This window comes from Bradyrhizobium sp. HKCCYLRH1034 (assembly GCF_051168375.1).
Taxonomy (GTDB): Bacteria; Pseudomonadota; Alphaproteobacteria; order Rhizobiales; family Xanthobacteraceae; genus Bradyrhizobium.
In genome coordinates this window covers 26,208-52,641 of record NZ_JBNPUW010000010.1, presented here as the reverse complement: position 1 = coordinate 52,641, position 26,434 = coordinate 26,208, and the positions used below count along the sequence as shown (strand labels likewise).

The following is a 26,434-nucleotide window of genomic DNA, read 5'->3' as shown; positions in this document are numbered from 1 at the left end:
CTGCCGTCGCTCCGCGTTATCGGCAGGTGAGCTACCAGGGAGGAGCCGCGCATGAGCCGGTACGCCGTTCTGTATTTCGCGACACTGGCCGTGCTGCTCGGCTTCGACATCCCGTTCCTGAGCGTCGTCGCCAGGGGCTTCTTCCAGTCGCAGGTCGGCGAGATGCTGGGCGAGATCCGCCCCGTGCCGGCGGTGCTGTTCTATCTGCTCTATGTCGTGGGCGTGCTGATCTTCGTCAGCGGGACGGCCGACGCGACATGGCGCTCGACCTTGCTCTACGGCGCGCTGTTCGGGCTGTTCTGCTACGCGACCTTCGAGCTGACGTCGCTGGCGATGCTCAAGCAATGGACCTGGGCGGTGGTGGCGGTCGACATCAGCTGGGGCGTGTTCGTCACTGCGGTGTCGGCGACACTCGGGCTGCTGATCGCGGACTGGGCGACGCCACGGGGCTGAAGTGGCGTCGGCCCGAAGCGCTCAGAGTTCGAGCCCAGTCTATCGAGATCCCGGGTCCGCCTCTGCGAGGCGTCCCGGGATGACGTCGTTAAACGTCGTTTGCCGCCGTCACTTCGGCTGCGGCACCACGCGCAGATACGGCTTCGGCGCCTTCCAGCCGTTCGGATAGATCGTCTTGGCCTCGTCGTCGGACACCGAGCCGGCGATGATGACGTCCTCACCCTGCTTCCAGTCGGCGGGGGTGGCGACGCGATGCTTGGAGGTGAGCTGCAGCGAGTCGATGACGCGGAGAATTTCCTGGAAGTTGCGCCCGGTGGTCATCGGGTAGACCAGGATCAGCTTGATCTTCTTGTCGGGCCCGATGATGAAGACGTTGCGGACGGTCTGGTTGTCGGCCGCGCTGCGCTTGGACGGGTCCCCGGAGATCGCCGCCGGCAGCATGTCGTAGAGCTTGGAGACGTTGTAGTCGGTGTCGCCGATCATCGGGTAGTTCGGCGCGGCACCCTGCGTCTCGCGAATGTCCTCGGACCACTTGGCGTGGTTCTCCACCGGGTCGACCGACAGGCCCATCAGCTTGACGCCGCGCTTGTCGAACTCCGGTTTCAGGCGCGCCAGCGCGCCGAGCTCGGTGGTGCACACCGGGGTGAAATCCTTCGGATGCGAGAACAAGAGGGCCCAGCTGTCGCCGATCCAGTCGTGGAATTTGATCTTGCCTTCGGTGGTTTGCGCCTCGAAGTCCGGGGCAGTGGAGCCGATCTGGAGAGCCATGGCAGTCCTCAATTCATTGCAGTGGCGGAAATAAATTCTTCTAAACACTATAGGAAATACTGCTCCTCAAGGGAACTGTCTCACGAGAAAGAGAAAAAGATTTCTCTGGAACTCACGCGGCTAACAACTTCTTTTGAGTTTCCGGGCTGCGACGAAACATCCGTGAGACGACCGGCTGCCCAGATTTCGCCATCTGGCGGTCGCAACACGCCGCCCCCTGACGCCCCTCGGCTTTGAACCGTGATCGAGGTCACTGCGGCAAATCGGCAACCGATACAAAAACCCACAGCACCGTTTCGAACCGTTAACCACTCGTTCAGACGCGCGCCGACAAGGTGGGTCAACACAGCAACTGAGAAGAGAACATGGCTACCTCTGCACCAAAAACCATCGGCATCGATGGTCTCGAACCGTCCTCCTGTGAGACCGCTGCTTTCGCGCTCGGCATCGTGCGCGACGGCGTGATCACCGGTGAGGGTCCGACCACCGCGGGACGCGTGCATTTCTCCCGGGTGCTCGATGCCGATGACGCGGCCTGGTGCGCGCGCATCCTGACCGCCGCTGCGGTGAACGATGCACCGGTGAGCCGTGCCGAAGCCGAGGCCCTGTTCGCGATCGACCAGGCCGCGACCGAGCGCAATGATGACGGCCGGTTCGAGGACCTGCTCGCCAAGGCGATTGCGCATCACACCGCCTCCGCATCCGGCCTGCCGGTGCCGCCGCGCAGCGTCGCGCTGGCCGCCGAGACCGACATCGCGAGCTGGGCGCCGGCCAATGCGCGCGGCGTCCGCACCGACGTGCTGGAATGGGTCGCCAAGCAGATGCGCGGCAAGCGCCAGGGCAACCGCGTCCTGAGAGCCATGGTCGCGACGCTCGTCGGCGTCACCGTGCTGCCGCTGGCGCAACTGCCGTCGATGATCGACATCGGGATGTAGGCGCAGCACGCCTCATCCACGAGACCGAGTTCGAGGAGCGCGATGACATCATCGCGCTCTTTTCGTTTTGACCGGCGGCGGTCGCATCACGGCTCTTGATGGCGCCGCCCGGCCGGTGAATCAATCGGCGGTGATGCGACCGAACACGGAGATGTCGAAGATGAGCCGATGGAGTTTCGCCGCGCGTCTGTTCGCGGTGGCGGCGACGGCGCTGCTGCTCATGATGGCCTGGCAGACCTTTCCGCTGATCCAGGCCGAGCTGCTCGGCCTCCGCGCCAAGCCGCGCGAGATCACGCCGCGCGGCGATCTCGCCGCCGACGAGAAGAGTACGATCGCACTGTTCGAGAGCCGCAGCGGCTCGGTCGTGTTCATCACGACCGTTCAACAATCGGTCAACCCGTGGACCGGCAACGCGCAGCAGGAGCGCTCCGGCACCGGCTCGGGTTTCGTGTGGGACGACCTCGGTCACGTCGTCACCAACTATCACGTCATCGAGGGCGCCACCGAGGCGCTGGTCAGCCTGACCGATGGACGCTCGTTCCGCGCAGCGCTGGTCGGCGCCAGTCCGGAGAACGATCTGGCGGTGCTGGTGATCGGCGTCGGCGTCGACCGGCCTAAGCCGCTGCCGATCGGCACCAGCGCCGACCTCAAGGTCGGGCAGAAGGTGTTCGCGATCGGCAATCCCTTCGGACTCAGCAGCACGCTGACCACAGGCATCGTCTCGGCGCTCAATCGCAACCTGCAGGTCACACAGGACCGGGTCTTGAATGGACTGATCCAGACCGATGCCGCGATCAATCCCGGCAATTCCGGCGGGCCGCTGCTCGACAGCGCGGGGCGGCTGATCGGCGTCAACACCGCGATCTACAGCCCCTCGGGCGCCTCCGCCGGCATCGGCTTCGCGGTGCCCGTCGACAAGGTCAACCGCATCGTGCCGCGCCTGATCGCCAGCGGCCGCTACGTCACGCCGAGCCTGGGCATCCGCACCGATCCGAAGGCCAACGAGGCGCTGTCTACGCGTCTCGGCCTGTCCGGCGTGTTCGTGCTCGACGTCGAACAGGATTCCGCGGCCGACAAGGCCGGGCTGGTCCCGGCGCGGCTGACCCGCGACGGCGGCTTTGCGCTCGGCGACGTCGTGCTGGCGATCGATGGGCAGGCGGTGGAGTCGCCCGAGGACATGACGCGCGCGCTGGAGAACAAGAACCCAGGCGATCGGGTGGTGCTGCGCGTGCTCCGCGGCGGCAAGACGATCGAGGTCAAGGTGACGCTCGATGTCGCGCGATGAGGTGGTCGTGAAGCAGCGGGATGTTTCCACGCGTCATTGCGAGCGCAGCGAAGCAATCCAGAGTGGTGGGCGGGACTCTGGATTGCTTCGCTGCGCTCGCAATGACGTGGAGAAAGTAGTGGCTCGCAAGGCGAAACAGTATGCGGGACGACGTCCCCGGGTTTGCTTCCGCTCGCCCGGGGAGGAATGTATTCGCGTTGTCTGACTACCTCATCGCCGCCTTCTGCTTCGGCGCTTCCTCGTCGAGCCCCACGGTACGGCCGAGGAAGCCGGCAGCGTCGAAATAGCGCTGGGTGCCGACGCGCTGCAGCTTCAGCACGGTCCGCAGGCCGCCGGCGGCCGGGTCCGACTTGATGACGTCCGACGTCGCCTTGGGCGTTGTGCCGTTCGGCATCGCCTCGGTCATGATGCGGCCGATCAGCTTGCCCTTCGGCGCGACCTTGAGGTCGAGCAGCTTCGCCGCGGTGATGCCGACATCGGCATTGCTGACGGGCAGGGGATCGACGAAGCCAGCCTTGAAGTCGGGTCCGATGGCCGCCATGAAGTTGTAGGTGTCGCCGCGGCCGAACGAGCCATGCATGCCCTGGCCCTGGCGCAGCACGGTGTCGGCGACCTCGACCTGGCAGTTGGACGGCTGGTCGCAGTCCGGCGCGACGTAGGAGCGGAAATTGACCACGATCGCCGGGTGCGGCGTCACCGCCTTGCCCTGCAGGTTGATCCGCGACAGCGGCAGCGTGCCGGGAATCTCGCCGAGCTTGTCGTCGACGAAGATGCCGGAGACGTAGTCCTGCGCCAGCAGCGCCTTGACGGTACGGCGGGCGAGCTTCCTGTCGTTGTTGGGCAGATAGATCAGGTCGGAGCCGCCATTGGTGGCGACGACGAGGTCGGGCTTGGCAGGATCCTTGCCGAGCACGCCGTTGCCGGCCTTCGGGTGCTTGCCCTCAGATACGGCCGCGTTCTTGTCGTTGGGATCGAACAGCGGCAGATCGAGCGCCTTGGCGAGGTCGATCGCCAGGAAGCCCATCGGCAGGAAATCCTTCGGCGTGTCGTCGTAGCCGACCTTGGCCGACGGGCTCGTCTTGCTCTCCTTGGAGATGGTCGAGAAGCCGTGGTCGGCCTGGACCATGATGTTGGTCGAGGCGGCAAGCCCGAGATCGTCGAGCGCCTTGCGCAGCGCCGCCAGATTGTCGTCGGCATTCCTGATGCCGGCCATCGAGGTCGGGCCGTTGATGCCCGGCGTGATGGTGTTGAGGCTGTCGCCGTGATTGTGCTGGCTGCCGTCCGGGTCGCGCGACCAGAACACCAGAACGAACGGCTTGTTGCGGGCCTTGAACATCGGCAGCACCGCCTTGGTGGCGACGTCGACCATGTAGGCCTGCTGCGCGACGTTGGCCGAGGTCGTGCCCGGCGTCTTGGCGTCGCCCGCCTTTCCGTTGTCGCCGCGCGACGGCGTCGCCAGCGGCAGGCCGGCCTTGGTCATGGCGTCCTTGACCTCGTCGGTCACCGGCACGCCATTCTTGTTGCCGGTGGAGTCGTCGATCACGATCGAGGAGGTCGCGCCGGGCTTGCAAGGGCAGCCGGTGTGGTCGAACAGATAGGTCGGGCCGAGCTTGCCGATCGCGGCGGTCGAATAACCGGCCTTGCGGGCAAGCTTCAGGATCGTGTCCTCGTTGAGGTAGTCGCCGTTGAAATGCTCGTCGATGTCGCCGAGCACGGCGTCGTTCTCGATGAAGGGCACGACGGTATCGCCGGCCGGCGCCGAGGTGTAGCCCGTGAAGATCGTGTTCGAGAATGTGCCGGTGTCGCCGAGATAGTGGCCGGTCGCCATGGCCGAGCCGTTGGCCATCGTGAAGGTCGGAAACAGCGAGTGCGAATTCTTGAAGTTGACGCCCTTGTCGCGGACGGCGGCCATGGCCGGGGCGGTCTCCGGCGTCACCTTGAGCGCACGCAGGCCGTCGGGAATGAACAGGATGAGATTATGGGGGGTGGCGTTCTGCGCAAATGCGGCTCCGGACGACAGCAAGGTCAGTCCGGCGCACAGCAGCACGAGCGGGCGGCGCATTGAAAACTCCTGAAGGCATTCGGCGGAATCGCGGCGTCTCGCCGCAGGGAAGAGCTTTAGTTTTGCCGGGTGACAGTTTTGTTACAAGAGGCTCGGAGGCCGCCGGCAGCGCTCAGGACAGGATTTTCTTGCGGCGGGCTCGTCGGTGGCAGGAACTAGGGTATGGCTTTCTGGTTGTCGGCTCACAATCAACAGGAGCACACCATGCCTGCCGACAAAGACCTCAACGAGCTCTTCCTCGATACCCTCAAGGACATCTACTACGCCGAGAAGCAGATCCTGAAGACGCTGCCGAAAATGGCCAAGGCGGCGCAGTCGGAGAAGCTGGCGGCGGCGTTCGAGAAGCACCACGACGAGACCGAAGGCCAGATCGAGCGGCTCGAGCAGATTTTCGAGCTGATCGGCAAGCCCGCCCGCGGCAAGAAGTGCGATGCGATCGAGGGAATCATCGACGAGGGCAAGGAGATCATGGACGAGTACAAGGGGACCCAGGCGCTCGACGCCGGCCTTCTTGCTGCAGCGCAGGCGGTCGAGCACTACGAGATGTCGCGCTATGGCACCCTGAAGGCCTGGGCCCTCAAGCTCAACCTGCCGAAAGCCGCCAAGCTGCTCGACCAGACGCTGAATGAAGAGCGGAAGACCGACGAGACGCTGACCAAGATCGCTGAGACCGCGGTCAACTACGAAGCTGCGGCCTGATCGTCAGGTCGATCGTCGTGACCACAACGCCGCCGCCAGCGTGCCACCAGCGCCGGCGGCGTCGTCACGAGTCGCACCTTTGGAGGCTGGTTGGAGCCTGCCAAGGTGCCGACCTCGATCTTCTCCCGCCGGTTGCGTCTTTCCCTGCGTTCTGACGAAGCAGGGGCTGCAGGTCGGTCGCTGCCTATCGGATGGTCCCGATCCCGGCCAGGATGAGGTCGATGCCGGCAAGAAACTGCTCGCGGTCGTCGTGCTCGCGCAGGTCCGTCGCCACGCGATGGGCGAACGGGTACTCCGCGGAATCGAGCTGCGCCCATTGCGCGGCGACCGATCCGAGGAACGCCGCGCGGTCTGTCTCGCGCGGCAGCAGGCGGGCGTTCGCGGCGTTCTGCCCGGCCACGCCGAGGATGTAGTTCACGAGCGCAGACGCGGCATCGAACAGGGCTCTTTCGGGGACACCGAGCGTCTGGAGCCGTCCGCCGACGCTTTCGACGATCTGCAGCATCGCGGACCGCCACGGTTCACGGAAAAGCTGGGCGCCGACCCACGGGTGGGCGTCGATCGCATCGAACACCCCGAGCGCAACGGCACGGATTGCCTGTCGCGGCTCGGCATCGCCGCCGACACCGGTCATGACGCGGGCAATGACGTCATCGGTGGCCGCTGCGAGCAAGTCGCTCTTGTTGGCGACGTGCCAGTAGATCGCCCCGCTCCCGGTTGCCAGCCGAGCCGCGAGCGCGCGGAAGGTCAGAGCGCTTTCGCCGCCGGCGTCCAGGATCTCGATCGCCGCCTCGACGATCTTCTCCTTCGAGAGCGCGTCCGCGCGCCGTTCCGTCCGTATTGATCTGGTCGCCATGACCATCATCTTGACATGATTGGAACGTTGTTCCAATCAACTTTCATGGAACGGTGTTCCAGGCCGGTTGAAAGGCAGATGATGACGACACCCGTCACGATCGTCGGTGCGGGCCTCGGTGGCCTCACGCTCGCACGCGTCCTCCATGTCCACGGCGTCCCGGCGACGATCTATGAGGCGGAGCCGTCCGCGGAAGCTCGGACGCAAGGCGGCCAGCTCGATATTCACGAGCACGACGGGCAACGTGCCCTCGCAGACGCCGGCCTCATCGACGCGTTCCGTGCGATCATCCATGAGGGCGGCGCGGCTTCGCGCGTGCTCGACCCGCATGGCACGGTGCTGCTCGCACAGCCCGATGACGGTCGACGCCCCGAGGTGTTGCGCGGCGATCTGCGGCGGCTTCTTCTCGATTCCCTTCCAGATGAGACGATCCGGTGGGGCAAGAAGCTGACCGGCGCCCTGCCTCTCGGCGACCACAGGCATGAACTGAGATTCGCGGACGGGTCGAGCGTGGTCACGAGCCTCCTGGTCGGCGCCGACGGCGCCTGGTCGAAGGTTCGGCCGCTGTTGTCGGCCGCCAAGCCGGAATATGTCGGCACGACGTTCATTGAGACCTACCTGCATGACGCCGACGAGCGGCACACCGCGGCGGCCGAGGCGGTCGGCGGCGGCGCATTGTTCGCGCTCGCTCCGGGACAGGGGATCTTCGCCCACCGTGAGACGGGAAGCGTTCTTCACGCCTACGTCGCGCTGAACCGCTCCGCCGCGTGGATCGCCGGCATCGACTTCACGGACGCTGCCGCCGCGACGGCCCAGATCGCTGCCGAGTTCGACGGATGGGCGCCTGCGCTCACCGCGCTGATCACCGACGGCGAAACCCCGCCGGTCCCGCGCATGATCCACACGCTTCCGAACGATCATCGATGGGACCGTGTGCCCGGAGTGACGCTTCTCGGTGATGCCGCGCACCTGGCGCCGCCGGCGGGCGAGGGCGCGAACCTGGCGATGTTCGACGGCGCCGAGCTCGGCAAGGCAATTGCCGCCCACCCCGGCGACATCGAAGCGGCACTCACCGTCTACGAAGAGGCGTTATTCCCGCGCAGCGAGTCGGCGGCCGCGGGCGCGCACATGATCCTCGAACTCTGCCTCGGCGACAGCGCGCCATTCGGGCTCGTCGACTTCTTCAACGGAGCCCTGGAGCGGTAGGGGCTCCCACACTCATCAACGTGCCCATCGCGAATCAATCGATGTCAGATCGCTGCCGCCAGCGCCGCGATCAGCGCCGGCGGCGTTGCGACGAGTCCGATCTTGAGAAACTGCCAGGCGGTCACCTCGATCTTCTCGCGCCGCAACGCCGTCAGCCAAAGGATGGTGGCAAGCGAGCCTGTGACCGAGATGTTCGGGCCGAGATCGACCCCGATCAGGATGGCCCGGATGACCTCATGCGGCAGGTGGTCGCTGGCGGCGACGGAGCCCGCAACCAGGCCGACCGGCAGGTTGTTGGCGATGTTGTCGGCCACCGCCGTGATCAGGCCCGCGGCCCACGCCGTGCCGTGCGGCGACGACGTCACGCCCTGGTGCAACCAGGCGCTGAGCTGTCCGATCGCGCCGGCGCGGCTTAGACCCTCCACCATCACGAACAGGCCGCCGACCAGGGGCAGCACACCCCATGAGATGCCGCGGATCACCGGCCAAGGCGATTGCCGGCTGACCAGCAGGATCGCGGTCGCCGTGACGACGCCACAGACGAAGGTCGGCAGGCCGAGTTGCACGTCGAGCGCCGAGGCAGTCAGAAGCACCGCTGCGATGGCGCCGATCCCGAACGCGGCGAGCCGGCCCTCGCGGCTCAGGTGCGGTTTCTCGACATCGGTGCGCAGCGTCTCCTCACGGAGCGCGCGGCGCTGGGTCAGCCATAGCGCGACAAAGGTCAGGGCGATCGCGGCCATCGAGGGCAGGGTGAACTGGCGCAGCCATTCGGTGAGATGCGGCATGCGTTCGCCGAACACGACCAGATTGGCCGGATTGGAGATCGGCAGCACGAAGCTCGCGGCATTGGCGATGAAGGCGCATACGTACAGATAGGGCAGCGGCGAGGCGCCGGCGGCGCGGGTGGCGGCATAGACGGCCGGCGTCAGCACGATCGCGGTCGCATCGTTGGAGAGCAGCACGGTGACCAGGGTGCCGACCGCATAGACCAGCAGGAACAGGAGCTGCGGCGAGCCGCGCGCATGCTCCACCGCATAGGCCGCCAGATAGTCGAACAGGCCCTCGCGGCGCGCCAGCTCGGCAATCAGCATCATGCCGATCAGGAACAGATAGACGTCGACGCCCTTGCGGATGCCGGTGAGCGCTTCAGCGACAGGCAGCAGGCCGAGCGCGACCAGCAGGATCGCGCCGGCGACGGCCCACACGGCCTCGGGCAGCCGGAAGGGGCGGATGATGACGCCAGCGGTGGCGGGAATGATGATGGCGTAGGCGAGCCAGGTATCGTGCAGGGACATGATCAGGGATCGATAGAGCAAATCATTCGGCGGGGATAGCGGGCGAGGGCGCCGCATTCGGGTGCGCGGCCTCTGCTCCACCGGTCTCGGGAAGCAGCAGCCAGCATACGATCACGGCGAGCGCGGCCGCCGCGCCGAGCACCAGGAATGCGGCGTTGTAGCCGCTATGGACGACGACCAGGCCCGCCAGCGCGGTCGACAGCGCCGCGCCAATGCTCTGCGCTGTGATCACAGCGCCCTGGGCGATGTTGAAGCGTCCGGTACCGCGCATCAGGTCCGCGACGATCACCGGCATGATCGCGCCGAAGATGCCGGCGCCGACGCCGTCCAGCAGCTGCACGCCGACCAGCCACGCCTTGTCGTCCGATAGCGTATAGAGCACCGCGCGCAGCGGCAGGATCAGCAGCGACGTCAGGAAGAAGCGCTTGTGGCCCCAGCGGTCGGCGCGGACGCCGACCAGCAGCGCCATCGGTACCATCACGAGCTGGGCCGCGGCGATGCAGGCCGACATCAGGCTGGTGCCGAGATTCTTGTCCTGCAGCGCCAGCTTCTGGCCGACCAGCGGCAGCATGGCGGCGTTGGCGAGGTGAAACAGCGCGACGCAGACCGCGAAGATCAGCAGCGGACGGCAGGTCAGGAGAATGCTGAGGCCCGAGGGCTGCTCGCCCCGCTTCGGGCGATTGCCCTCCGCCTGATGCGCCAGTCCGCGCGCGACGTCATGGTCGATGGCGCGCTCGGGGATGGCGAGCACGCTGATGAGGCTACCGGCCGACGTCACCGCCATCAGATAGAACACCGCCGACGGTCCGAGCGCGTAGGCGGCAGCGCCGGCGATGACGGCGCCGACCGTGTTGCCGGCATGGTTGAAGGTCTCGTTGCGGCCGACCCGCGCGGTGAAGGCTTTGGCGCCGACGATCCCGAGCGACACCGCCGCGATCGCCGGCGCGAAGATCACGCCGGCGGCATTGGCGATGCTCTGCGAGATCGCGACCGGCCAGAAGCTGGTCATGAGAGGTAACAGCAGCGAAGCGGCCGTGACGACGATCGCGGCTGATATCATGACCAGCCGTTTTGCCCTGGTGGCGTCGACCAGCGCGCCGGCGGGCGTCTGCGCGACGATGCCCGCGATCGTTGCGAGCGACATCACGACGCCGATCGAGGCCTCGTCCCATTTCTGCTCGGTCAGGAGATAGATCGCGAGATAAGGGCCGAGCCCGTCACGCACATCGGCCAGGAAGAAATTGGTGGTGTCGAGTGCATGGCCGGCGCGGGCCAGGTCCTTGCCGCTATCGAAGTCCGCCATGCCGCCTCGTTGCGCGTGATCCATCGCAACAGCGGTGTACGCCATTTGGTTCCGCAGGGCCCTCGGTGTGACCCACTCCGTCCACGTGGCATTCCGGGGCGCGCGAAGCGCGCACTACCTACTCAGCGCGGCAGCGGCGCCTTCTCGGCCATCGCCTTGCGCAGGATGCGCGACAGCGACTCCACCGAATAGGGCTTCTTGATCAGCTCGAAGCCGTGATGGGCGTTCTCCGCGAGCACGTGGCTGTAGCCGGATGTCAGCACCACCGGCAGGCCGGGATAGCGGTCGCGGATGATGCCGGCGAGCTCCAGGCCGTTGATGCCGGGCATGATGACGTCGGAGAACACGAGGTCGACCGCGAATTCGTCGTTCGCCAGGATTGCCAGCGCATCGGCGGCATTGGCGACGCGGCGCGTCACATAGCCGAGATCCTCGAGCAGCTCGGTCGAGAACTGCCCCACCTCGTCATTGTCCTCGACCACGAGCACGCGGTAGCCGCGCCCGATGGTCGCCGGCTCGATGCGCGCGGAGCCGGCTTCCGTGCCGGATTGCGGAGCCGTGGCCTGCGGCAGATAGATCGTGAAGGTCGCGCCGTCGCCGATGCGGCTGTCGACCGCGATGTCGCCTTCGGACTGCTTGGCGAAGCCGAACGCCTGGCTGAGGCCGAGACCCGTGCCCTTGCCGACCTCCTTGGTGGTGAAGAAGGGTTCGAAGATTGCGTTGAGATGTTGAGGCGCGATGCCGCCCCCGGTGTCGGCGACCGAAATCGCGATGAAGGCACCGGGCCGGGTGCTCTGGCCACGCAAGGCCGGGATGCTCTCGGTCCGCTGCACGCCGATCTTCAGATGTCCTTCACCGTTCATGGCGTCGCGCGCATTGACGGCGAGATTGATGAGCGCGGTCTGGAATTGCGCGACGTCGGCGAGGGTGAACAGCCCGCTGTCCGTGACCGCGAGCTCGATCTGGATGCGGCTGCCGACGAGAGGACGGATCAGTTGCACGACGCTCTCGACCTGCTCGCCAACATTGAACACCTGCGGCGTCAAGGGTTGTCGCCGCGCGAAGGCCAGGAGCTGCGCGGTCAGCTTCGAGGCGCGCTCCACCGTCTCCGAGATCGCATCGACATAGCGCCGGCGCCGCTCCTCGGGAAGATCGCGGCGGCGCAGGAAGTCGGTGGCCGAGCGGATGATGGTGAGCAGGTTGTTGAAGTCGTGTGCGACGCCGCCGGTGAGCTGGCCGATCGCCTCCATCTTCTGCGACTGCCGCAACAGCTCCTCACCCTGGATGCGCTCGGTCACGTCGATCGCCTCGGCGACCGCGCCGGTCACGACATCATGCTGGTCGAACAGCGGCCGCATCGAAAGCTCGAAATGCCGCTGGCCGCTGGCGAAGTCGAGCCGCATCTCGGTCCGAAAGCTCTCGCCGGCGAGAACGCGGGCGAACGCCTTGCGCAGCATCTCGGTCACGCCCGGCGTATGGGTGAACCAGGGCGCATCCCAGAGCGGCTGGCCGATGACGTTCACTTCACCGGCGCGCATGCCGGCGACCGCGATGCGGTTGGCATGCATCACGCGGCCCTCGACGTCGAGGATGGCCTGATACTGATTGCTGGTGTCGAAGATCGCGCGCATGCGCGCTTCATTGGCCTCGAGCTGGGCGGTGCGCTCCCTGATCCGCTCTTCGAGGGTCTCGTTGATGCGGCGCAGCTCGATCTCGGCCTGCTTGGCGGCCGTGACGTCGTGAGCTACGCCGATGAAACCGACATGTTTGCCGTTCGCATCCCAGCGCGGCTGCGATTCCGATCGCAGCCAGCGCCATTCCCCGTCGGCGCGCCGGTAGCGTGCCTCGAGGAAGAACGGCTTCAGCGAGCGCTCTCCCGACTGCTGCTGCTCGAGGATGCGCGGAAGGTCCTCGGGATGCAGCACCTTGCGCCAGTCGAAGGCCAGCGCCTCGTCAGGGGACATGCCGAGGAAATCGATATAGGCGCGATTCACGAAGGAGCGGGTGCGGTCGAGCTTCGTCACCCAGATCGGCACCGGCGCGCTGTCGGCGATCAGCCGGAAGCGTTCCTCGCTCTCGCGCAGCTTGGCTTGCGCCAGCATCTGGTCGGTGACATCGATATGCGCGCCGACCAGACGGATCGCGCGGCCGTTCCAGTCACGCTCGATGCGGGCGATGACGCGGACCCAGCGGATCTCGCCGTCGCTGGGACGGATGATGCGGTATTCGGTGGTGTAGTCCTCCTGCTTACTCTTGACTGCAGCAATGAAGTCCTGCTCGGCCTTGACGCGGTCGTCGGGATGCACGCGTCTGACCCAGTCTTCGTGAGTCTCGTGGACAGCCTCCGGCGGCAGGCCGTGAATGATCAGGTATTCGGGGGAGCGGCGGTTGCGGTAGCCTTCGCGCAGGTCGACCTCGACGCCGCCGACCCGGGCGATCCGCTGGATGCGCGCGAGCTCCGCCTCGCGTTCCTGCAGCGCGCGATAGGCCTCATCGCGATCGCGCGCTATCTCCTCGATATGCTGGCGCAGCGCATCGGCGGCAGCCTCCGGCCTCACTTCGTCTCTGGGCGCATCCGCGCTGTTCATGCTGACCTGCACTGATGTGGCGAGCAGTCGCCCGAGCATTCCATCGCGGGTGTTCGGAAGCGTGGCGACATTGGGACCAAGGAAAGCAAACTGACCAGAGATTATGGCGGGCAAACGCCGGCATGACGTGAACGTGAGGGCAGATAAAAAGTTCCGTGCTCCCGGAACGGACTGTTACTGTCGTGCGTCGTCAGGCCCTGAACACCGCAACACGAAGGTCCACGCTGTGAAGCTCTTCGTCTGTCAGGCCTGCAAGAACATCCTGTATTTCGAGAATCGCAGCTGCGGGCGCTGCGGCCATCAGCTCGCCTTCATGCCGGAGCGCCAGATCCTGTCGGCGATCGAGCCGGCGGAGGAGGGCTTTCGGACGCTCGCCGACCACGGGACGGGGCGCTTCTTCTGCGCCAATGCCGAGCACGACGCCTGCAACTGGCTGCTCGAGATCGGCGAGACTTCGGGCTTCTGCCGCGCCTGCCGGCACAACGGTACGATTCCCAATCTGTCTGATCCCGCGCAACTCGCCGGATGGCGAGAGCTGGAGGTGGCCAAGCACCGGCTGTTCTATTCGCTGATCCGCTGGAAACTCCCTGTGAAGACACGGATCGAGGATCCCGGGCACGGGTTGATCTTCAACTTCCTTGCCGATGACCCCGCCGGTCAGCAGAGGGTCCTGACCGGCCACGACAACGGCCTCATCACCATCGCTCTGGCCGAGGCCGACGATTTCGAGCGCGAGCGGCGCCGGCTCGAAATGGGCGAGCCGTACCGGACCTTGCTCGGTCATTTTCGCCACGAGGTCGGGCACTACTTCTGGGACGTGCTGGTGCGCGATGCCGGCAGGCTCGAGGAATGCCGGGCCATGTTCGGCGACGATACCCAGGACTACGGCGCGGCGCTGAGGCGGCATTACGATCAGGGGCCGCCGGTGGACTGGCAGGACAATTTCGTTTCGGCCTACGCCACCACACATCCGTGGGAGGATTTTGCCGAGACCTGGGCGCACTACCTCCACATCGTCGATACGCTGGAGATGGCCTCCGAGTTCGGTATCGAGATTGATCCGCCCGCCGACCAGATCGGCGGGCTGACGGCGCGCGTCACCTTCGATCCGTACGTCGCGGAGGACTTCGACACCATCGTCAACGCCTGGCTGCCGTTCACCTTTGCGATGAACAGCGTCGCGCGAGCGATGGGCGCGCGGGATCTCTATCCTTTCATCCTGACGCCGCCGGTCATCGGCAAGCTGGGCTTCATCCACCGCCTGGTGCGGCAGGGTGCACAGCAAGAGTCTGTCGCTCTGGCTCCCGAAAAGCCACAGGCCGAGCCGCAGCAGGAAGAGATCGGGGCGGCGTGATCCGCCTTGACTCTTGAGAACATAAAGTGAACATGAAGGCGTGACCGGAGCGAGGACCGTCATCGCGCATGCAGCCCAGATCGCAATCCAAGACCAATGCTCAAGCCGCGGACAGCGAAGACCTCGCGCTGGAGGCCGCCGTGGACGAGGCCATCGCTGCCTGCGAAGGCGATCCGCGGGCGGCCATTCGTGCCCTGATCGTTGCGAACGATTTCCTCGAGACCGAGGTCGGCGAGCTGATGAAGGCGGTGTCGCACGCCTATGCCCGCGGACGTTTCCACAGCTATTCCGGCTGACGGCAGGGGACACGGCTGGCATGCCTCGCCGGACGGCAGGGGCGGAACGAGAGGCGGGTTGCGCGCGGGCGATTTTGGTATAGACGAACCGGTCAAGCTCGCGGTGTTACGCCTGTGCCACGAGCGGGGAGCCCGCCCAAAGGTATCAAGCAAGAAATGTTCAAAACCATTCTGATCGCGAACCGCGGCGAGATCGCCTGCCGGGTCATCAAGACCGCCCGCCGCATGGGAATCCGAACCGTTGCGGTCTATTCGGAAGCCGACCGCGATGCGCTTCATGTCGAGATGGCCGATGACGCCGTGCTGATCGGCCCGCCCGCCGCCGCCGAGAGCTATCTCCTGATCGACCGCATCGTCGAGGCCTGCCGCAAGACCGGCGCCGAGGCGGTGCATCCGGGCTACGGCTTCCTGTCCGAGCGCGAGGCTTTCCCGCGGGCATTGGCCGAGGCCGGCACTGTCTTCATCGGCCCCAATCCCGGCGCCATCGCCGCCATGGGCGACAAGATCGAATCCAAGAAGGCGGCCGCCAAGGCCAAGGTCTCGACCGTGCCCGGCTTCCTCGGCGTCATCGAGGACGACAAGCACGCCGTGCGCATCGCCGACGAGATCGGCTACCCCGTGATGATCAAGGCCTCCGCCGGCGGCGGCGGCAAGGGCATGCGCATCGCGCGTTCGACCGCCGAGGTCGCCGAGGGTTTCAATCTCGCCAAGGCCGAGGCCAAGGCTTCGTTCGGCGACGATCGCGTCTTCATCGAGAAGTTCATCGTCGATCCCCGCCACATCGAGATCCAGGTGCTCGGCGACAAGCATGGCAACGTGATCTATCTCGGCGAGCGCGAATGCTCGATCCAGCGCCGCAACCAGAAGGTCATCGAGGAGGCGCCGTCGCCGCTGCTCGATGAGGAGACGCGGCGCAAGATGGGCGAGCAGGCGGTCGCGCTCGCCAAGGCCGTGAACTACGACTCCGCCGGCACCGTCGAGTTCGTCGCCGGCCAGGACAAGAGCTTCTACTTCCTCGAGATGAACACCCGCCTGCAGGTCGAGCATCCCGTGACCGAGCTCGTCACCGGTATCGATCTCGTCGAGCAGATGATCCGCGTCGCCGCCGGCGAGAAGCTTTCGCTTGCGCAGAAGGACGTGACGCTGACCGGCTGGGCGGTGGAATCGCGCGTCTATGCGGAAGATCCGTTCCGCAGCTTCCTGCCGTCGATCGGCCGCCTCGTGAAGTATCGCCCGCCGGCCGAGAGCAAGGCTGACGGCATCACCGTGCGCAACGACACCGGCGTGCAGGAGGGCGGCGAGATCTCGATCTATTACGATCCGATGATCGCCAAGCTCGTCACCCATGCGGAGTCGCGGGCTGCCGCGATCGAGGCGCAGTCGACCGCGCTCGATGCGTTCTATGTCGATGGCATCCGCCACAACATCCCGTTCCTGTCGGCGCTGATGAACCATCCGCGCTGGCGCGAGGGCCGGCTGTCGACCGGCTTCATCGCCGAGGAGTTTCCCAAGGGCTTTGCCGCGCGTGCGCCGGAAGGCGAGATCGCGCGCCGGCTGGCGGCGGTGGGTGCTGCGATCGACCACGTGCTCGGCGAGCGCAAGCGGCAGATCTCGCAGCAGATGATCGGCCGGCCTGTGAAGCGACAGGGCCGCCGCGCGGTGTGGCTCGGGCGTGACGAGATCCTGCTCGACATCACCAGGGAGAACGGCGCGATCACGGTCCGCTTCGTCGGGGCCGACGGCAAGGTCGGTCCGGCGCATCAGTTGGTGTCGGACTGGAAACCGGGCGATGCGGTCTGGCACGGCACCATCGATGGCGCGGCCATCGCCGTGCAGACGCGCCTCATTGCGAACGGTGTGCGGCTCGCGCATCAGGGCGTCGAAGCGCCGGTCTACGTCTACACGGAAGCCGAGGCGACCGCGGCGCGGCTGATGCCGGTCGTCACCGCAGGTGATAGCGGCAAGAAGCTCCTGTGCCCGATGCCCGGCCTCGTGGTCTCGATCGCCGTGACCGAAGGGCAGGAGGTCAAGGCCGGCGAGACGCTCGCCGTGGTCGAAGCCATGAAGATGCAAAACGTGCTGCGCGCCGAGCAGGACGGTACGGTGAAGAAGATCCACGCGACAGCCGGCGCTACGCTCGCGGTGGACGCGCTGATCCTGGAGTTTGCGTAAGCTCAGAAGTCGACGTCGTTGCGAACGAAGCGACTTTGTCCGCCGAAGCCTGTAGGCGAAGGCGGAAGCAATCCGGGGCTCGGGAGACGACTCCGGATTGCCTGGTCGCGGAGCCTGTCATCGGGCCGCGCTTTGTGCGGACCCGTTGGCTCCTCGCAATGACGGGAGAGAGGAGGCGAGGATGACTTTCCGTGCACGTCGAGAGGCGCTCCGTGCGATCCTCGCCGGCGATCGCTGCATCCATCCGGGATCGGTATACGACGCGATTTCGATCCGGATCGCCGAGGACCTCGGCTTCGAGCTCGGCATGTTCGGCGGCTCGGCTGCTTCGCTCGCCGTGCTCGGCGACCCCGACATCGCGCTGATCACGCTGACGGAGTTGGCCGAGCAGATGCGGCGAATGTCGCGCGCTGCCGCGCTGCCGGTGCTGGTCGATGCCGATCACGGCTACGGCAACGCGATGAACGTGCGCCGCACGGTGCAGGAACTGGAAGCGGCCGGTGCCGCGGGTCTCACCATCGAGGATACCCTGCTGCCGCAGGCTTTCGGCGAAGCGAAGCCGCAACTGATCTCGCTTGCCGAAGGGGTCGGCAAGGTGAAGGCCGCGCTCGATGGCCGCGACGATCCCGCGCTGGTCATCCTGGGACGGACGGGCGCCGTTTCCATAACCTCGCTCGACGACGCGATCGCGCGAGCCAGGGCGTATGAGGCCTGCGGCGTCGACGGCCTGTTCTTCACCGGCATTACCGCGCGCGACCAACTCGATGCGGTCGCGGCGGCGACGACGCTGCCGATCGTGCTCGGCGGCGCGCCGGAGGAGATGTCCGATCTCGGCTATCTCGCCTCGCGCCGTGTCCGCGTCGCGCTACAGGGCCATGCGCCGATCGCCGCGGCGACGCAGGCGGTGTATGAGACGCTGAAGGCGCTCCGCGACGGCGCCTCGCCGAAGCAGCTCAAGGGGCTGCCGTCGGCGGAGCTGACGGCACGCGTGATGCGCGAGGCGGATGTGAAGAAGCGCCTGCGCGATTTTCTGGGGCTCGGATCATGATCGATCGCGCCATCGTCCACGTCTTGGTGCGCGGCCGCGTCCAGGGAGTGGGTTATCGTGCCTGGGTCGAGGACCAGGCCATCCTGAACGGCCTCGAAGGCTGGGTCCGCAACCGCACCGATGGCAGTGTCGAGGCGTTGTTCGCGGGTCCCTCGGACGACGTTGCCGCCGTGTTGGCAGCCTGCCGCGAGGGACCGCCAGCAGCGCATGTCGATGCCGTGATGGAAAACCCGGCGACGGCCGATCAGCTCAAACCGCGCCGGCCGGGCGAGGCGTTCTCCGTGTTGCCGACGCTCTAACGACACGGCGCGCGAGCCCGCCGCTCACCCCGCCGAGATCACCAGCGCCTGGATGCGGCCCTCGATCGGTCCGTTGCCGAACCGGCGCGCCAGCGCGTCCGCGGTCGCCTGCGTCACGGCGGCGAGGCCGGGCGTGCCGCGTGCTTCGATCTCGCCGCGCATCGGTGTGCCCTGGCAAAATGCCGTGGCCGGGTCCTGAGGCGACGCCGCGCGGCTGCGATGCGTCACCGTCTCGATCGCGATGTCGGTGAAGCCCGCTGCGGTCAGATCGGCCTCGATCCGCCCGGCATCGAAATAGCCGTGCGGAGTCCGGGTGAAGAACTGCGGCGGGCTTTCGGGGAAGACCTGCTGCAACGTCTCGTGAACGACGTGAGGGATTTCATTCTCCTCGATCCGGTCCCAGACGTTGAAGACGAAACGTCCGCCGGGCCTGAGCACGCGGCGGGCCTCCGCATAGCCCTTGACGCGATCGGGGAAGAACATCGCGCCGAACTGACATGCGACGGCATCGAAGCTCGCGTCGGCAAAGGGCAGGGCCAGCGCATCGGCTTGATGAAATGCGATGCGGTCCGCAGCGGCGAGATGGGTCTTCGCCTGCGCGAGCATCGGCTCGTTGAGGTCGGTGGCGGTGATCCGGACCTCCGGCGGCAGTTGAGCATGCAGGGCCCGCGTAACCACGCCGGTGCCCGCCGCCGTCTCCAGCACGTCGCGCGGCAGGTACGCCGCGATGCGCCGCGCGAGGTCCAGCGCATAGGGCACGAAGATCAAGGGGACCATCAGTTGATCGTAGATCTGTGGGATCGATCCAGTGAACGCCTTGTCGGATGCCGTCATGGCTTGCTCCTGTTGCAGAGGGGGCAGGCGGGGAACCGGGCGGTCGGCAGGCGCAAAATGGGCGCCGTAACATCCGTCGGGCCAGCCCCCAGCCCGGTTCAAGAGCGGGTCTCTTGACATTCATCCTCGTACGTCAGATATTTCTGTCATGACAGAAATTACAGGTCATCGAAAACTTCCGCCCGCCGTCGAGCGTTTCATCCTCAACTGGGGCGACATGGGCGACCGGTGGGGCGTGAACCGCTCGGTGAGCCAGATCCACGGGCTGCTGTACCTCGCCGAGAAGCCGATGACGGCGGAGGACATCGCCGACACGCTCGGCATGGCCCGCTCCAATGTCTCGAACTCGCTGAAGGAGCTGCTCGCCTGGGGCTTGATCCGGCGCGTGCCGATCCTCGGCGACCGCCGCGATCATTTCGAGGCCGAGACCGACATCTGGGAGGTCGCACAGCGGATCGCGGCCGGCCGCAAGGAGCGCGAGATCGATCCCGCGATCGCTGCGCTGCGCGCCTGCGTCGCGGAAGCGACCGGCGATCCCGCGATCAGCACGGTCGCAGCCAGGCGGCTGAAAGACATGCTGGCGTTCACCGAGCTGGTCGACCGCTGGTACGTGCAGATGCTGAAGGTGCCGCGGCCGCGTCTCGTCGCGCTGATCAAGCTCGGCGAGAAGATCGCAAATCTGCTGCCGTCGGGAAGATCAAGGTCGTAGATGAGCGGAGGGCGTCATGGTGACCATGGGACATCTCGGACTTTCAACGCCCTCCAACGCCCGGCTTCATGACGATCACAGGTTTCGTGCGCTGTTGTCCGCCGAGGATTGGGGGCGGCTGCCGGTGTCGATCTGGCGCCGCTTCTCCAAGAAACTCGCCGACGGCGCGACCGTCGTCTATGTCGGCGAGGTCGATCAGGCCGAGATCAGTCGTGCCGGCTTCTGGTTCGCGCATCTGGCGCGGCTGATCGGCGGGCCGCTGCCGACGCACGCAGACATCGGTGTGCCGATGATCGTCGCGGTGACGGAGGACGCGGCGAGAGGCGGCCAGATCTGGACGCGCATCTGCGGACGCCCGCATGGCTTCCCGCAGGTGATCCATTCCGCCAAGCGCTTCGCCGGTCCGACGGGGCTCGAGGAATATCTCGGCTGGGGCCTTAGCATGAGCCTGCGCGTCGGCGTCGCCGATGGCGCGCTTCATTTCCATAGCGCCGGCTACACGTTCGACTTCGCGGGCCGGCGCTGGGCGCTGCCGGCATGGCTCACGCCCGGCGACCTCACCGTCACCCATTCAGATCTCGGCAGCGGCGTCTTTCGCTTCTCGCTCGAGATCATCCATCCGCGCTTCGGGCGCATCATCCGCCAGAGCGCAATGTTCCGGGAGTCCGCACCATGACGCCGCTGCTCTGGTCCCTGATTGCGCTTCAGATCGTGATGGGCGTGTTCGACACCGTCTATCACCATGAGTTCACCGAGCGCCTGGCCTAGCGCCCGTCACAGCAGGGCGAGCTCAAGCTGCACGGCGTCCGCAATATGCTCTATGCGCTGCTGTTCGCCGTCATCGGCTGGTGCGAGGTGCATGGATTGTTCGCAATCCTCGTGCTCGCGGTGCTCGTGGCCGAGATCGGCATCACCTTGACCGATTTCGTCGAGGAGGATCTGACGCGCAAGCTGCCGCCGAGCGAACGCGTGAACCACACGCTGCTCGCCATCAACTACGGCGCGATCCTCATGCTGCTGGTGCCGCTGCTGATCGGCTGGGCGATGCAGCCCTCGGCGATCGTGCCGGCCTTTGCCGGCTTGCTGAGCTGGATTGCGGCTGCCGCCGCGGTTGGCGCTGCCCTGTGCGGCCTGCGCGACTTCACCGCGGCACGGCGCCTTGCGCGGATGTCGCAGCCGGATGCGGCCGGGCTGGTCGCGGCGCTGCCGCCGGCGCAGACCATCCTCATCACCGGCGCGACCGGTTTCATCGGCGCGCGGCTGGTGGCCGGTCTCGCCGCGGCCGGTCATCACGTCGTCGCCCTGGTACGTGATCCGGCAAAGGCCGCAATGTTGCCGGCGCCGCTGACCTTGATCACCAATCTCGACCAGCTCGCGTCCGACACCCGTATCGACGCGATCGTCAATCTCGCCGGTGAACCGATCGGCAATGCGCCGTGGACCGCGGCCAGGCGCGCGACGATCCTGCAGTCCCGGCTGGCTACGACGGAAGCCGTCTTATCCCTGATTGCGCGGCTCGACCGTAAGCCGAAGGTCTTGGTCAACGGTTCGGCGATCGGCTGGTACGGCCTGTGGCAGGACCAGCCGCTGACCGAATCCGCCAAGTCGCATGCCTGCTTCAGCCATGACCTCTGCGACGCCTGGGAGCAAGCGGCTCGCGGTGCCGAAGCGCACGGCGTCCGCGTCGCACTGCTGAGGATCGGGCTCGTGGTCGGCCGCGACGGTGGCTTCCTGGCGCGGATGCTGACGCCGTTCGAATTCGGCCTCGGCGGGCCATTCGGCTCCGGTCTGCAATGGATGTCCTGGATCGAGCGCGACGATCTCGTTCGGCTGATCGCGCATGTGATCGCGACCGAGGCCATCACCGGGCCGGTCAATGCGACGGCGCCGCTGCCGGTGCGCAATCTCGCCTTCACCGCCGAACTCGCGCGCTGCCTGCGGCGTCCGGCGCTGCTGCGCGTCCCCGCCGGCCTGCTGCGCCGGATCGGCGGCGACTTCGCCGAGGAGCTTTTGCTCGGCGGCCAGCGCGTGGTGCCGAACAAGGCGCTGTCGAGCGGCTTCGTGTTCCGGCATCAGAGCCTGCGTAGCGCGCTCGAAGCCATCCTGTGAGCGGTCGAAAAAAGCGTCACGGTTGCTCGGCGCGTGCCATCGTCGCCGATGGCAGCTCGCCGAACGTGGCGCGGTAGTAGCGGGCGAAGTGTCCCGCATTGGCAAAGTTGCAGGCGGTGGCGGCCGCTGCCACCGTGACGTCGGGATCGCCGGAGCGCAGCATCTCGCGGGCGCGCCGCAGGCGCACCGATTTGGCAAAGGCCATCGGCGAATAGCCGCGCACGCGCTCGAACAGACGGAAGATCGAGCGGGCGCTGACGCCGGCTTCGCGCGCCAGGTGCTCGATCGTGATCGGCTCGCGCCAGTTCGCCTCGATGTAGTCCTCGAGCCGCTTGACCAGGCCGAAGTCCGGCATCGGGGAGGGATCCAGGAGCGTGTCGCGGAAACGATGACGGCTGGCGCAGAGGAAGGCGACATGCACCGCATCCTCCAGCTCGCGATAGACCGCGGCGGGGAACGCCGCATCCTGCTCGTTGAGCTGGGTCGTCAGGAAATCCAGCAGCCGCATCAGGTTGCGGGCCTGCGGATCGGCGGCCGGAATGGCAGGGTCGATCGTAAAGTCGGCGCGCGGCTGCACGCCGACCAGCGCCGTCAGGCGCCGTCGCAGCGCCTGCGGATCGAGCCGCAGAGTCAGTCGCCGATGGCCACCCTGGCACGCCATCTGCCATGGCACGCCGGCCGGCGCGACTGCGAACTGATGCTCATTGACGTCGGTCGCCTCGCCGCGGGCGCAACTGACCGCGCGTCCCTTCAGGGCGATCTGCACTCTCATGAAATCGGCGGCGCGATGGTCGCAGACCATGTCGCAGGTCGTGGTGCCGAACGCGAGGCCGATGGTCTCGAGCTCGATCAGGTTGACGATCGCCTCGAAGCGCTCGGCGTTCCTGAAGTCGACGCGCTCGGCGCCGAGCCGGCGCCCCGCGAGGTCGCGCAGCACGTCGGCGTTCGAGGTTCGGATCAGCGCGTGGCGATGCAATGGTTCGAGGCCGGTCGCGCCGGTCGAGGCCGGGCTCGGCTTTGCTGGGGCGCTGACGAGGTCAGCTGCGGTCAAGAGACGGTTCAAGCCGCTGCTCCTGAACTCCGATTATTAATCCATGCTACATCAGGCTCCGCGGGCGTCAATTACTTCGAGATCGCGGCGCTTCGGAATGCTGCGGCCAGCGTGCGCAAGGCCGCGCGCTTGGCCGCATCGCCCGCCTTCGCATGCAGCATCACCTTGGAGCGGCCGAGCTTGGGCAGGCCGAGATCCGTTCCGACATCGATCAGTCCGCTGGGTGCGATCCGGCGGGCCAGCGGCGCAATCGCAAGTCCGGCCCGCGCGGCGGCCGCAACGGCCGTCACCCCGCCGCCGACGAACGTCTCGCTGAAGCTGATTCGGGCGCGCTCGAGCGCGCGGACCGCGATGCTGCGCACGCCACAGGGCGGCGCGAGCGTGGCGAGCGGCAGCGTGCCGGCCGCCGGCAGACGAAATCTGGGAGCTGCGAACCAGCCGAACTCGTCCGTGATCAACGCCTCGCCACCGCGGCGGCTCGCCTCCTGGCGGACGATCACGGCGTCGAGCTTGCCGGCATCGTAGCGGTCGAGCAGGTCGCGCGAGAAGCCGATGCTGACCGACAGGACGAGGTCCGCCATGGCAGCATGCAACTGCTCGAGCATCGGCACCAGCTCGGGGCCGGCGACGTGATCGCTGATCCCCAGCGACAACAGCGGCCGGGCACGAGGAGCGCCGGTCAGCGCGAGGTCATGTGCGGCAACCAGCGCGCGGGCGTTCTCGGCGAAGGCCGCGCCGTCGGCGGTGAGCCGGACCGCGCGCGGCGAACGCTCGACCAGCCGCTTTCCGAGCAGCGCTTCCAGGCGCTGCAGCTTCAGGCTGACCGCGGCCTGCGTGGTGCCGAGCGTCTCGGCCGCCCGGGTGAAGCTGTGCAGCTCGCTCACCAGCAGAAAGGCGCGGACGGTCGCGATGTCGAGCGTGGCTGTCATATGCGATCGTTATCATTGATATCCATCCCGATAAGATACCAAAATGACAGGCGCGCGGCTAGCTTTGCTGTCGAGGCGCAGTCACGCGCTGGATACCGGGAGCCAACCATGCCGTTGATCAACATCGTCTATGCCAGCCAGCGCCGCTCGCCGTCGCTGAAAAAGGCCATCGCGGACGCCGTCACCGAATTGACGGCGCGGATCCTGCGCAAGGATCCCAAGGTCACCGCCGTCATCGTCTCGGAAGCGGATGCCGCGGACTGGTTCGCCGGCGGCGCCTCGCTGGCGGAGCAGGGGCTTGCCAGCTACTGGATCGACGTTCACGTCAGCGAGGGCACCAACACCAAGGACGAGAAGGCCGCCTATCTGGCCGCGGTGTTCGCGCGCATGGCCGAGCTGATCGGCCCGCTGCATCACGAGACCTACCTTCATGTCGACGAGGTCAAGGCGGATGCCTACGGCTTCGGTGGCTTGAGCCAGGAGCGCCGCTATGTCGCGGCGAAGCTCGACGTGCCGCCGCAGCAGGGCGGCGCGTGAGCTCATGCCGTCTCCGGCTGCGCGACGCTGACGGCGCCGAAGACGCTCTCGAACGCCTGCCGGAACGCGATGTCGACATCGGCGAGCGTCACCGGCAGGCCGAGATCAACCAGGCTGGTGACGCCGTAGCGCGGATCGGTCACGCCGCAGGGCACGATGGCCTGAAAGTGCGACAGGTCCGGCTCGACATTGATGGCGATGCCGTGAAAGGTGACCCAGCGCTTCAGCCGCACGCCGATCGCGGCGATCTTGTCCTCATGGCCCTCGCCCTTGTCGGGCCGTTTGACCCAGACGCCGACGCGATCCTCGCGCCGCTCGCCGCGCACGTTGAAGGCATCGAGGGTGCGGATGATGGTCTCCTCGAGCGCCGCGACATAGGCTCGCACATCCGGCCGGCGCCGCTTGAGGTCGAGCATGACATAGGCCACCCGCTGGCCGGGCCCATGATAGGTGACCTGGCCGCCGCGCCCGGTCGGCACCAGCGGAAAGCGCGGATCGCGCAGGTCTTCGGCCTTGCCCGACGTACCGGAGGTGTAGACCGGCGGGTGCTCAAGCAGCCAGACCATCTCCGCGGCCTCGTGAGCGGCGATCGCGGCCGCCCGCGCCTCCATGAACTCGGTGGCCTGGGCGTAGTCGATCAGCGAATCGGAGATGCGCCACGCCACGGCGTTGCCGGGGGGCCCAGCAAAGGTGGTCAGATCGAGTGTTTCGCGGCTGTTAACCATTGGCTAACCACAACATGGTGATGTCTGGGCAACGAAAATCCAGTCGTGACTTCGGTGGTCCTGCAGTGTCAACCCTCGATAAAGTGACAGTCGACCTGATGGTCGTTCTCGGCACCTGCTCCATGCCCATCCACCAGGTTCTGCGCCTGTCCCGCGGCGCCATCATCGAGCTGGACGCCACCGAGGCCGACGACGTCAAGGTGCTCGCCAACAATCTGCCGATCGCAAATGGGGTGGTGCTGGTCGACCGCAACCGCATCGCGGTCGAGGTCAAGCAGATGCTGCCGCGCTCGCCGACGCCGACGTCGCGATAGCGCGCCCCGGCCAAGCCAAAACCGTCCACAATCCGGTATTTTAGGGCAGGGCGGGCCTTGTCCCCCCGACATCGATTTGATACACGGGCGCCACTGATCCGGTGCCGCCCTTCCTCTGGCTCCGGCTTCTTCTTCGCGCTCGTGGCGGAATTGGTAGACGCGCTGCCTTGAGGTGGCAGTGGGTAACACCGTGGGGGTTCGAGTCCCTCCGAGCGCACCATCCCTCTCTCCCCAAAACTTCAAATCTGTTTGCGGTTTGTTCCGGCCTCGCGCCCTTTGTTCGGGCGATGGGCTGCGATCCCGCGGCGCGATGGCGTCCGAGTTGTGCCGGTCGTTCCGCCCTCGAGAATGAGAGGGCGCAGGGAATGCCGGGCGCTGGCCGCACCCATGGCCCGCCTGCGAAAAAAATGCAGGCGGCAGGAACCACAGGTTCAGCCGAGACATCCCGGCATTCCCCGCGCGATGGTTTTCACGCTTATGTCGCGATCTCCCCGGTGTCCGGCTCTTTAGCCACCGTCGCCCTCGGGATCATCGCCCGACGACTTGGCGCCAGCATCGGGGCGCCAGGACCACGCGTCTTCACGTCCGCAAACCTGCCGTTCGTCGG

The 26,434-nt window shown here is 66.6% G+C and carries 24 protein-coding genes, 1 tRNA gene and 1 pseudogene; 16 read left to right on the top strand and 10 right to left on the bottom strand.

The genetic code is table 11. The annotated features are described in order from the left end of the window. The first annotated feature begins 51 nt into the window (after positions 1 to 51). Positions 52 to 453 carry a DUF2177 family protein gene (locus ACQR0W_RS23260; RefSeq protein ID WP_315717693.1) on the top strand — a complete coding sequence of 134 codons (402 nt, stop codon included), beginning with the start codon at positions 52 to 54 and terminating at the stop codon, positions 451 to 453. Between the two features lie 108 nt (positions 454 to 561). Here the strand turns inward: ACQR0W_RS23260 and ACQR0W_RS23255 are convergent, their stop codons facing one another. After that, positions 562 to 1,221, bottom strand: coding sequence for a peroxiredoxin (locus ACQR0W_RS23255; protein ID WP_315717694.1), 660 nt, complete (start codon positions 1,219 to 1,221; stop codon positions 562 to 564). Between the two features lie 365 nt (positions 1,222 to 1,586). Here ACQR0W_RS23255 and ACQR0W_RS23250 point away from each other — a divergent pair, with 365 nt between their 5' ends. Both ACQR0W_RS23250 and ACQR0W_RS23245 read left to right on the top strand, forming a co-directional pair. Beyond that, a complete protein-coding gene (locus ACQR0W_RS23250; protein WP_316170839.1) occupies positions 1,587 to 2,156 on the top strand; it encodes a hypothetical protein in 570 nt (189 codons plus the stop codon). Between the two features lie 160 nt (positions 2,157 to 2,316). Continuing rightward, complete coding sequence (locus tag ACQR0W_RS23245; RefSeq protein WP_315717696.1) at positions 2,317 to 3,441, top strand: S1C family serine protease; 1,125 nt, start codon at positions 2,317 to 2,319, stop codon at positions 3,439 to 3,441. Between the two features lie 205 nt (positions 3,442 to 3,646). Here ACQR0W_RS23245 and ACQR0W_RS23240 read toward each other — a convergent pair whose 3' ends face one another. Further along, the gene (locus ACQR0W_RS23240; protein ID WP_316170838.1) at positions 3,647 to 5,503 is read right to left on the bottom strand and encodes an alkaline phosphatase family protein; all 1,857 of its coding nucleotides are present in this window, start codon (positions 5,501 to 5,503) and stop codon (positions 3,647 to 3,649) included. A 204-nt stretch (positions 5,504 to 5,707) separates the two neighbouring features. Between ACQR0W_RS23240 and ACQR0W_RS23235 the strand changes: the two genes are divergently transcribed. Continuing rightward, positions 5,708 to 6,202 carry a ferritin-like domain-containing protein gene (locus ACQR0W_RS23235; RefSeq protein WP_315737676.1) on the top strand — a complete coding sequence of 165 codons (495 nt, stop codon included), beginning with the start codon at positions 5,708 to 5,710 and terminating at the stop codon, positions 6,200 to 6,202. 184 nt (positions 6,203 to 6,386) lie between these two features. Here the strand turns inward: ACQR0W_RS23235 and ACQR0W_RS23230 are convergent, their stop codons facing one another. Continuing rightward, positions 6,387 to 7,058 (bottom strand): TetR/AcrR family transcriptional regulator, encoded by a 672-nt coding sequence (locus ACQR0W_RS23230; RefSeq protein WP_316170837.1) that lies wholly within the window; start codon positions 7,056 to 7,058, stop codon positions 6,387 to 6,389. 81 nt (positions 7,059 to 7,139) lie between these two features. Here ACQR0W_RS23230 and ACQR0W_RS23225 point away from each other — a divergent pair, with 81 nt between their 5' ends. Next, positions 7,140 to 8,264: an FAD-dependent oxidoreductase gene (locus ACQR0W_RS23225; RefSeq protein ID WP_316170947.1), complete on the top strand. Its 1,125-nt coding sequence runs from the start codon at positions 7,140 to 7,142 to the stop codon at positions 8,262 to 8,264. Positions 8,265 to 8,308: 44 nt separating this feature from the next. On the opposite strand, the gene ACQR0W_RS23220 is transcribed toward ACQR0W_RS23225, so the two are convergent. The 3 genes from ACQR0W_RS23220 to ACQR0W_RS23210 all read right to left on the bottom strand — a co-directional run bounded on the left by ACQR0W_RS23220 (position 8,309) and on the right by ACQR0W_RS23210 (position 13,450). Then, a complete protein-coding gene (locus tag ACQR0W_RS23220; protein ID WP_316170836.1) occupies positions 8,309 to 9,559 on the bottom strand; it encodes an arsenic transporter in 1,251 nt (416 codons plus the stop codon). Between the two features lie 22 nt (positions 9,560 to 9,581). After that, positions 9,582 to 10,862 carry an MFS transporter gene (locus ACQR0W_RS23215; RefSeq protein WP_316170835.1) on the bottom strand — a complete coding sequence of 427 codons (1,281 nt, stop codon included), beginning with the start codon at positions 10,860 to 10,862 and terminating at the stop codon, positions 9,582 to 9,584. 122 nt (positions 10,863 to 10,984) lie between these two features. Continuing rightward, positions 10,985 to 13,450 (bottom strand): PAS domain-containing hybrid sensor histidine kinase/response regulator, encoded by a 2,466-nt coding sequence (locus ACQR0W_RS23210; RefSeq protein WP_315827871.1) that lies wholly within the window; start codon positions 13,448 to 13,450, stop codon positions 10,985 to 10,987. Positions 13,451 to 13,676: 226 nt separating this feature from the next. On the opposite strand from ACQR0W_RS23210, the gene ACQR0W_RS23205 reads away from it, so the two are divergent. From ACQR0W_RS23205 to ACQR0W_RS23185, 5 genes are all read left to right on the top strand, one after another. Beyond that, positions 13,677 to 14,804: a zinc-binding metallopeptidase family protein gene (locus tag ACQR0W_RS23205; protein WP_316165053.1), complete on the top strand. Its 1,128-nt coding sequence runs from the start codon at positions 13,677 to 13,679 to the stop codon at positions 14,802 to 14,804. 68 nt (positions 14,805 to 14,872) lie between these two features. Then, positions 14,873 to 15,100, top strand: a complete 228-nt coding sequence (locus ACQR0W_RS23200) for a hypothetical protein (protein ID WP_315754780.1) — start codon at positions 14,873 to 14,875, stop codon at positions 15,098 to 15,100. Between the two features lie 156 nt (positions 15,101 to 15,256). Next, complete coding sequence (locus ACQR0W_RS23195; protein ID WP_315827872.1) at positions 15,257 to 17,272, top strand: acetyl/propionyl/methylcrotonyl-CoA carboxylase subunit alpha; 2,016 nt, start codon at positions 15,257 to 15,259, stop codon at positions 17,270 to 17,272. Between the two features lie 181 nt (positions 17,273 to 17,453). After that, positions 17,454 to 18,320, top strand: coding sequence for an isocitrate lyase/PEP mutase family protein (locus ACQR0W_RS23190; protein ID WP_316170834.1), 867 nt, complete (start codon positions 17,454 to 17,456; stop codon positions 18,318 to 18,320). Then, positions 18,317 to 18,619 (top strand): acylphosphatase, encoded by a 303-nt coding sequence (locus ACQR0W_RS23185; RefSeq protein ID WP_315717709.1) that lies wholly within the window; start codon positions 18,317 to 18,319, stop codon positions 18,617 to 18,619. Before ACQR0W_RS23190 ends, ACQR0W_RS23185 begins: the two co-directional genes overlap by 4 nt. Positions 18,620 to 18,643: 24 nt before the next feature. On the opposite strand, the gene ACQR0W_RS23180 is transcribed toward ACQR0W_RS23185, so the two are convergent. After that, entirely contained in the window at positions 18,644 to 19,453 is an 810-nt protein-coding gene (locus tag ACQR0W_RS23180; protein ID WP_315717710.1) for a class I SAM-dependent methyltransferase, read from the bottom strand. A 148-nt stretch (positions 19,454 to 19,601) separates the two neighbouring features. Between ACQR0W_RS23180 and ACQR0W_RS23175 the strand changes: the two genes are divergently transcribed. The 3 genes and pseudogenes from ACQR0W_RS23175 (at position 19,602) to ACQR0W_RS23165 (ending at position 22,271) form a co-directional block, all read left to right on the top strand. Further along, positions 19,602 to 20,162: a GbsR/MarR family transcriptional regulator gene (locus ACQR0W_RS23175; protein ID WP_315717711.1), complete on the top strand. Its 561-nt coding sequence runs from the start codon at positions 19,602 to 19,604 to the stop codon at positions 20,160 to 20,162. 16 nt (positions 20,163 to 20,178) lie between these two features. Next, complete coding sequence (locus ACQR0W_RS23170; RefSeq protein ID WP_315827875.1) at positions 20,179 to 20,838, top strand: DUF4166 domain-containing protein; 660 nt, start codon at positions 20,179 to 20,181, stop codon at positions 20,836 to 20,838. Continuing rightward, positions 20,835 to 22,271: pseudogene (locus tag ACQR0W_RS23165) on the top strand (TIGR01777 family oxidoreductase). Before ACQR0W_RS23170 ends, ACQR0W_RS23165 begins: the two are co-directional and overlap by 4 nt. Positions 22,272 to 22,287: 16 nt before the next feature. Here ACQR0W_RS23165 and ACQR0W_RS23160 read toward each other — a convergent pair. Both ACQR0W_RS23160 and ACQR0W_RS23155 read right to left on the bottom strand, forming a co-directional pair. Then, positions 22,288 to 23,334, bottom strand: a complete 1,047-nt coding sequence (locus tag ACQR0W_RS23160) for an AraC family transcriptional regulator (RefSeq protein ID WP_315754769.1) — start codon at positions 23,332 to 23,334, stop codon at positions 22,288 to 22,290. Positions 23,335 to 23,393: 59 nt separating this feature from the next. After that, a complete protein-coding gene (locus ACQR0W_RS23155; protein WP_315717715.1) occupies positions 23,394 to 24,251 on the bottom strand; it encodes a LysR family transcriptional regulator in 858 nt (285 codons plus the stop codon). A gap of 108 nt (positions 24,252 to 24,359) precedes the next feature. On the opposite strand from ACQR0W_RS23155, the gene ACQR0W_RS23150 reads away from it, so the two are divergent. Next, positions 24,360 to 24,788: a tautomerase family protein gene (locus ACQR0W_RS23150; RefSeq protein WP_316170833.1), complete on the top strand. Its 429-nt coding sequence runs from the start codon at positions 24,360 to 24,362 to the stop codon at positions 24,786 to 24,788. Positions 24,789 to 24,790: 2 nt separating this feature from the next. Here ACQR0W_RS23150 and lipB read toward each other — a convergent pair whose 3' ends face one another. Then, entirely contained in the window at positions 24,791 to 25,513 is a 723-nt protein-coding gene (lipB, locus tag ACQR0W_RS23145; RefSeq protein ID WP_315754767.1) for a lipoyl(octanoyl) transferase LipB, read from the bottom strand. 20 nt (positions 25,514 to 25,533) lie between these two features. On the opposite strand from lipB, the gene ACQR0W_RS23140 reads away from it, so the two are divergent. Beyond that, positions 25,534 to 25,827 (top strand): FliM/FliN family flagellar motor switch protein, encoded by a 294-nt coding sequence (locus ACQR0W_RS23140; RefSeq protein ID WP_409997775.1) that lies wholly within the window; start codon positions 25,534 to 25,536, stop codon positions 25,825 to 25,827. A 135-nt stretch (positions 25,828 to 25,962) separates the two neighbouring features. Next, positions 25,963 to 26,047, top strand: a tRNA-Leu gene (locus ACQR0W_RS23135). Positions 26,048 to 26,434: the final 387 nt, after the last annotated feature.

Coding starts and splice junctions, on each gene's coding strand:
- ACQR0W_RS23140 (WP_409997775.1), top strand. CDS start 25,534: ATGTCTGGGCAACGAAAATCCAGTCGTGACTTCGGTGGTCCTGCAGTG.
- ACQR0W_RS23220 (WP_316170836.1), bottom strand. CDS start 9,559: ATGTCCCTGCACGATACCTGGCTCGCCTACGCCATCATCATTCCCGCC.
- ACQR0W_RS23150 (WP_316170833.1), top strand. CDS start 24,360: ATGCCGTTGATCAACATCGTCTATGCCAGCCAGCGCCGCTCGCCGTCG.
- lipB (WP_315754767.1), bottom strand. CDS start 25,513: ATGGTTAACAGCCGCGAAACACTCGATCTGACCACCTTTGCTGGGCCC.
- ACQR0W_RS23235 (WP_315737676.1), top strand. CDS start 5,708: ATGCCTGCCGACAAAGACCTCAACGAGCTCTTCCTCGATACCCTCAAG.
- ACQR0W_RS23175 (WP_315717711.1), top strand. CDS start 19,602: ATGACAGAAATTACAGGTCATCGAAAACTTCCGCCCGCCGTCGAGCGT.
- ACQR0W_RS23200 (WP_315754780.1), top strand. CDS start 14,873: ATGCAGCCCAGATCGCAATCCAAGACCAATGCTCAAGCCGCGGACAGC.
- ACQR0W_RS23225 (WP_316170947.1), top strand. CDS start 7,140: ATGACGACACCCGTCACGATCGTCGGTGCGGGCCTCGGTGGCCTCACG.
- ACQR0W_RS23260 (WP_315717693.1), top strand. CDS start 52: ATGAGCCGGTACGCCGTTCTGTATTTCGCGACACTGGCCGTGCTGCTC.
- ACQR0W_RS23245 (WP_315717696.1), top strand. CDS start 2,317: ATGAGCCGATGGAGTTTCGCCGCGCGTCTGTTCGCGGTGGCGGCGACG.
- ACQR0W_RS23195 (WP_315827872.1), top strand. CDS start 15,257: ATGTTCAAAACCATTCTGATCGCGAACCGCGGCGAGATCGCCTGCCGG.
- ACQR0W_RS23170 (WP_315827875.1), top strand. CDS start 20,179: ATGGTGACCATGGGACATCTCGGACTTTCAACGCCCTCCAACGCCCGG.
- ACQR0W_RS23230 (WP_316170837.1), bottom strand. CDS start 7,058: ATGGCGACCAGATCAATACGGACGGAACGGCGCGCGGACGCGCTCTCG.
- ACQR0W_RS23240 (WP_316170838.1), bottom strand. CDS start 5,503: ATGCGCCGCCCGCTCGTGCTGCTGTGCGCCGGACTGACCTTGCTGTCG.
- ACQR0W_RS23155 (WP_315717715.1), bottom strand. CDS start 24,251: ATGACAGCCACGCTCGACATCGCGACCGTCCGCGCCTTTCTGCTGGTG.
- ACQR0W_RS23210 (WP_315827871.1), bottom strand. CDS start 13,450: ATGAACAGCGCGGATGCGCCCAGAGACGAAGTGAGGCCGGAGGCTGCC.
- ACQR0W_RS23250 (WP_316170839.1), top strand. CDS start 1,587: ATGGCTACCTCTGCACCAAAAACCATCGGCATCGATGGTCTCGAACCG.
- ACQR0W_RS23215 (WP_316170835.1), bottom strand. CDS start 10,862: ATGGCGGACTTCGATAGCGGCAAGGACCTGGCCCGCGCCGGCCATGCA.
- ACQR0W_RS23190 (WP_316170834.1), top strand. CDS start 17,454: ATGACTTTCCGTGCACGTCGAGAGGCGCTCCGTGCGATCCTCGCCGGC.
- ACQR0W_RS23180 (WP_315717710.1), bottom strand. CDS start 19,453: ATGACGGCATCCGACAAGGCGTTCACTGGATCGATCCCACAGATCTAC.
- ACQR0W_RS23185 (WP_315717709.1), top strand. CDS start 18,317: ATGATCGATCGCGCCATCGTCCACGTCTTGGTGCGCGGCCGCGTCCAG.
- ACQR0W_RS23255 (WP_315717694.1), bottom strand. CDS start 1,221: ATGGCTCTCCAGATCGGCTCCACTGCCCCGGACTTCGAGGCGCAAACC.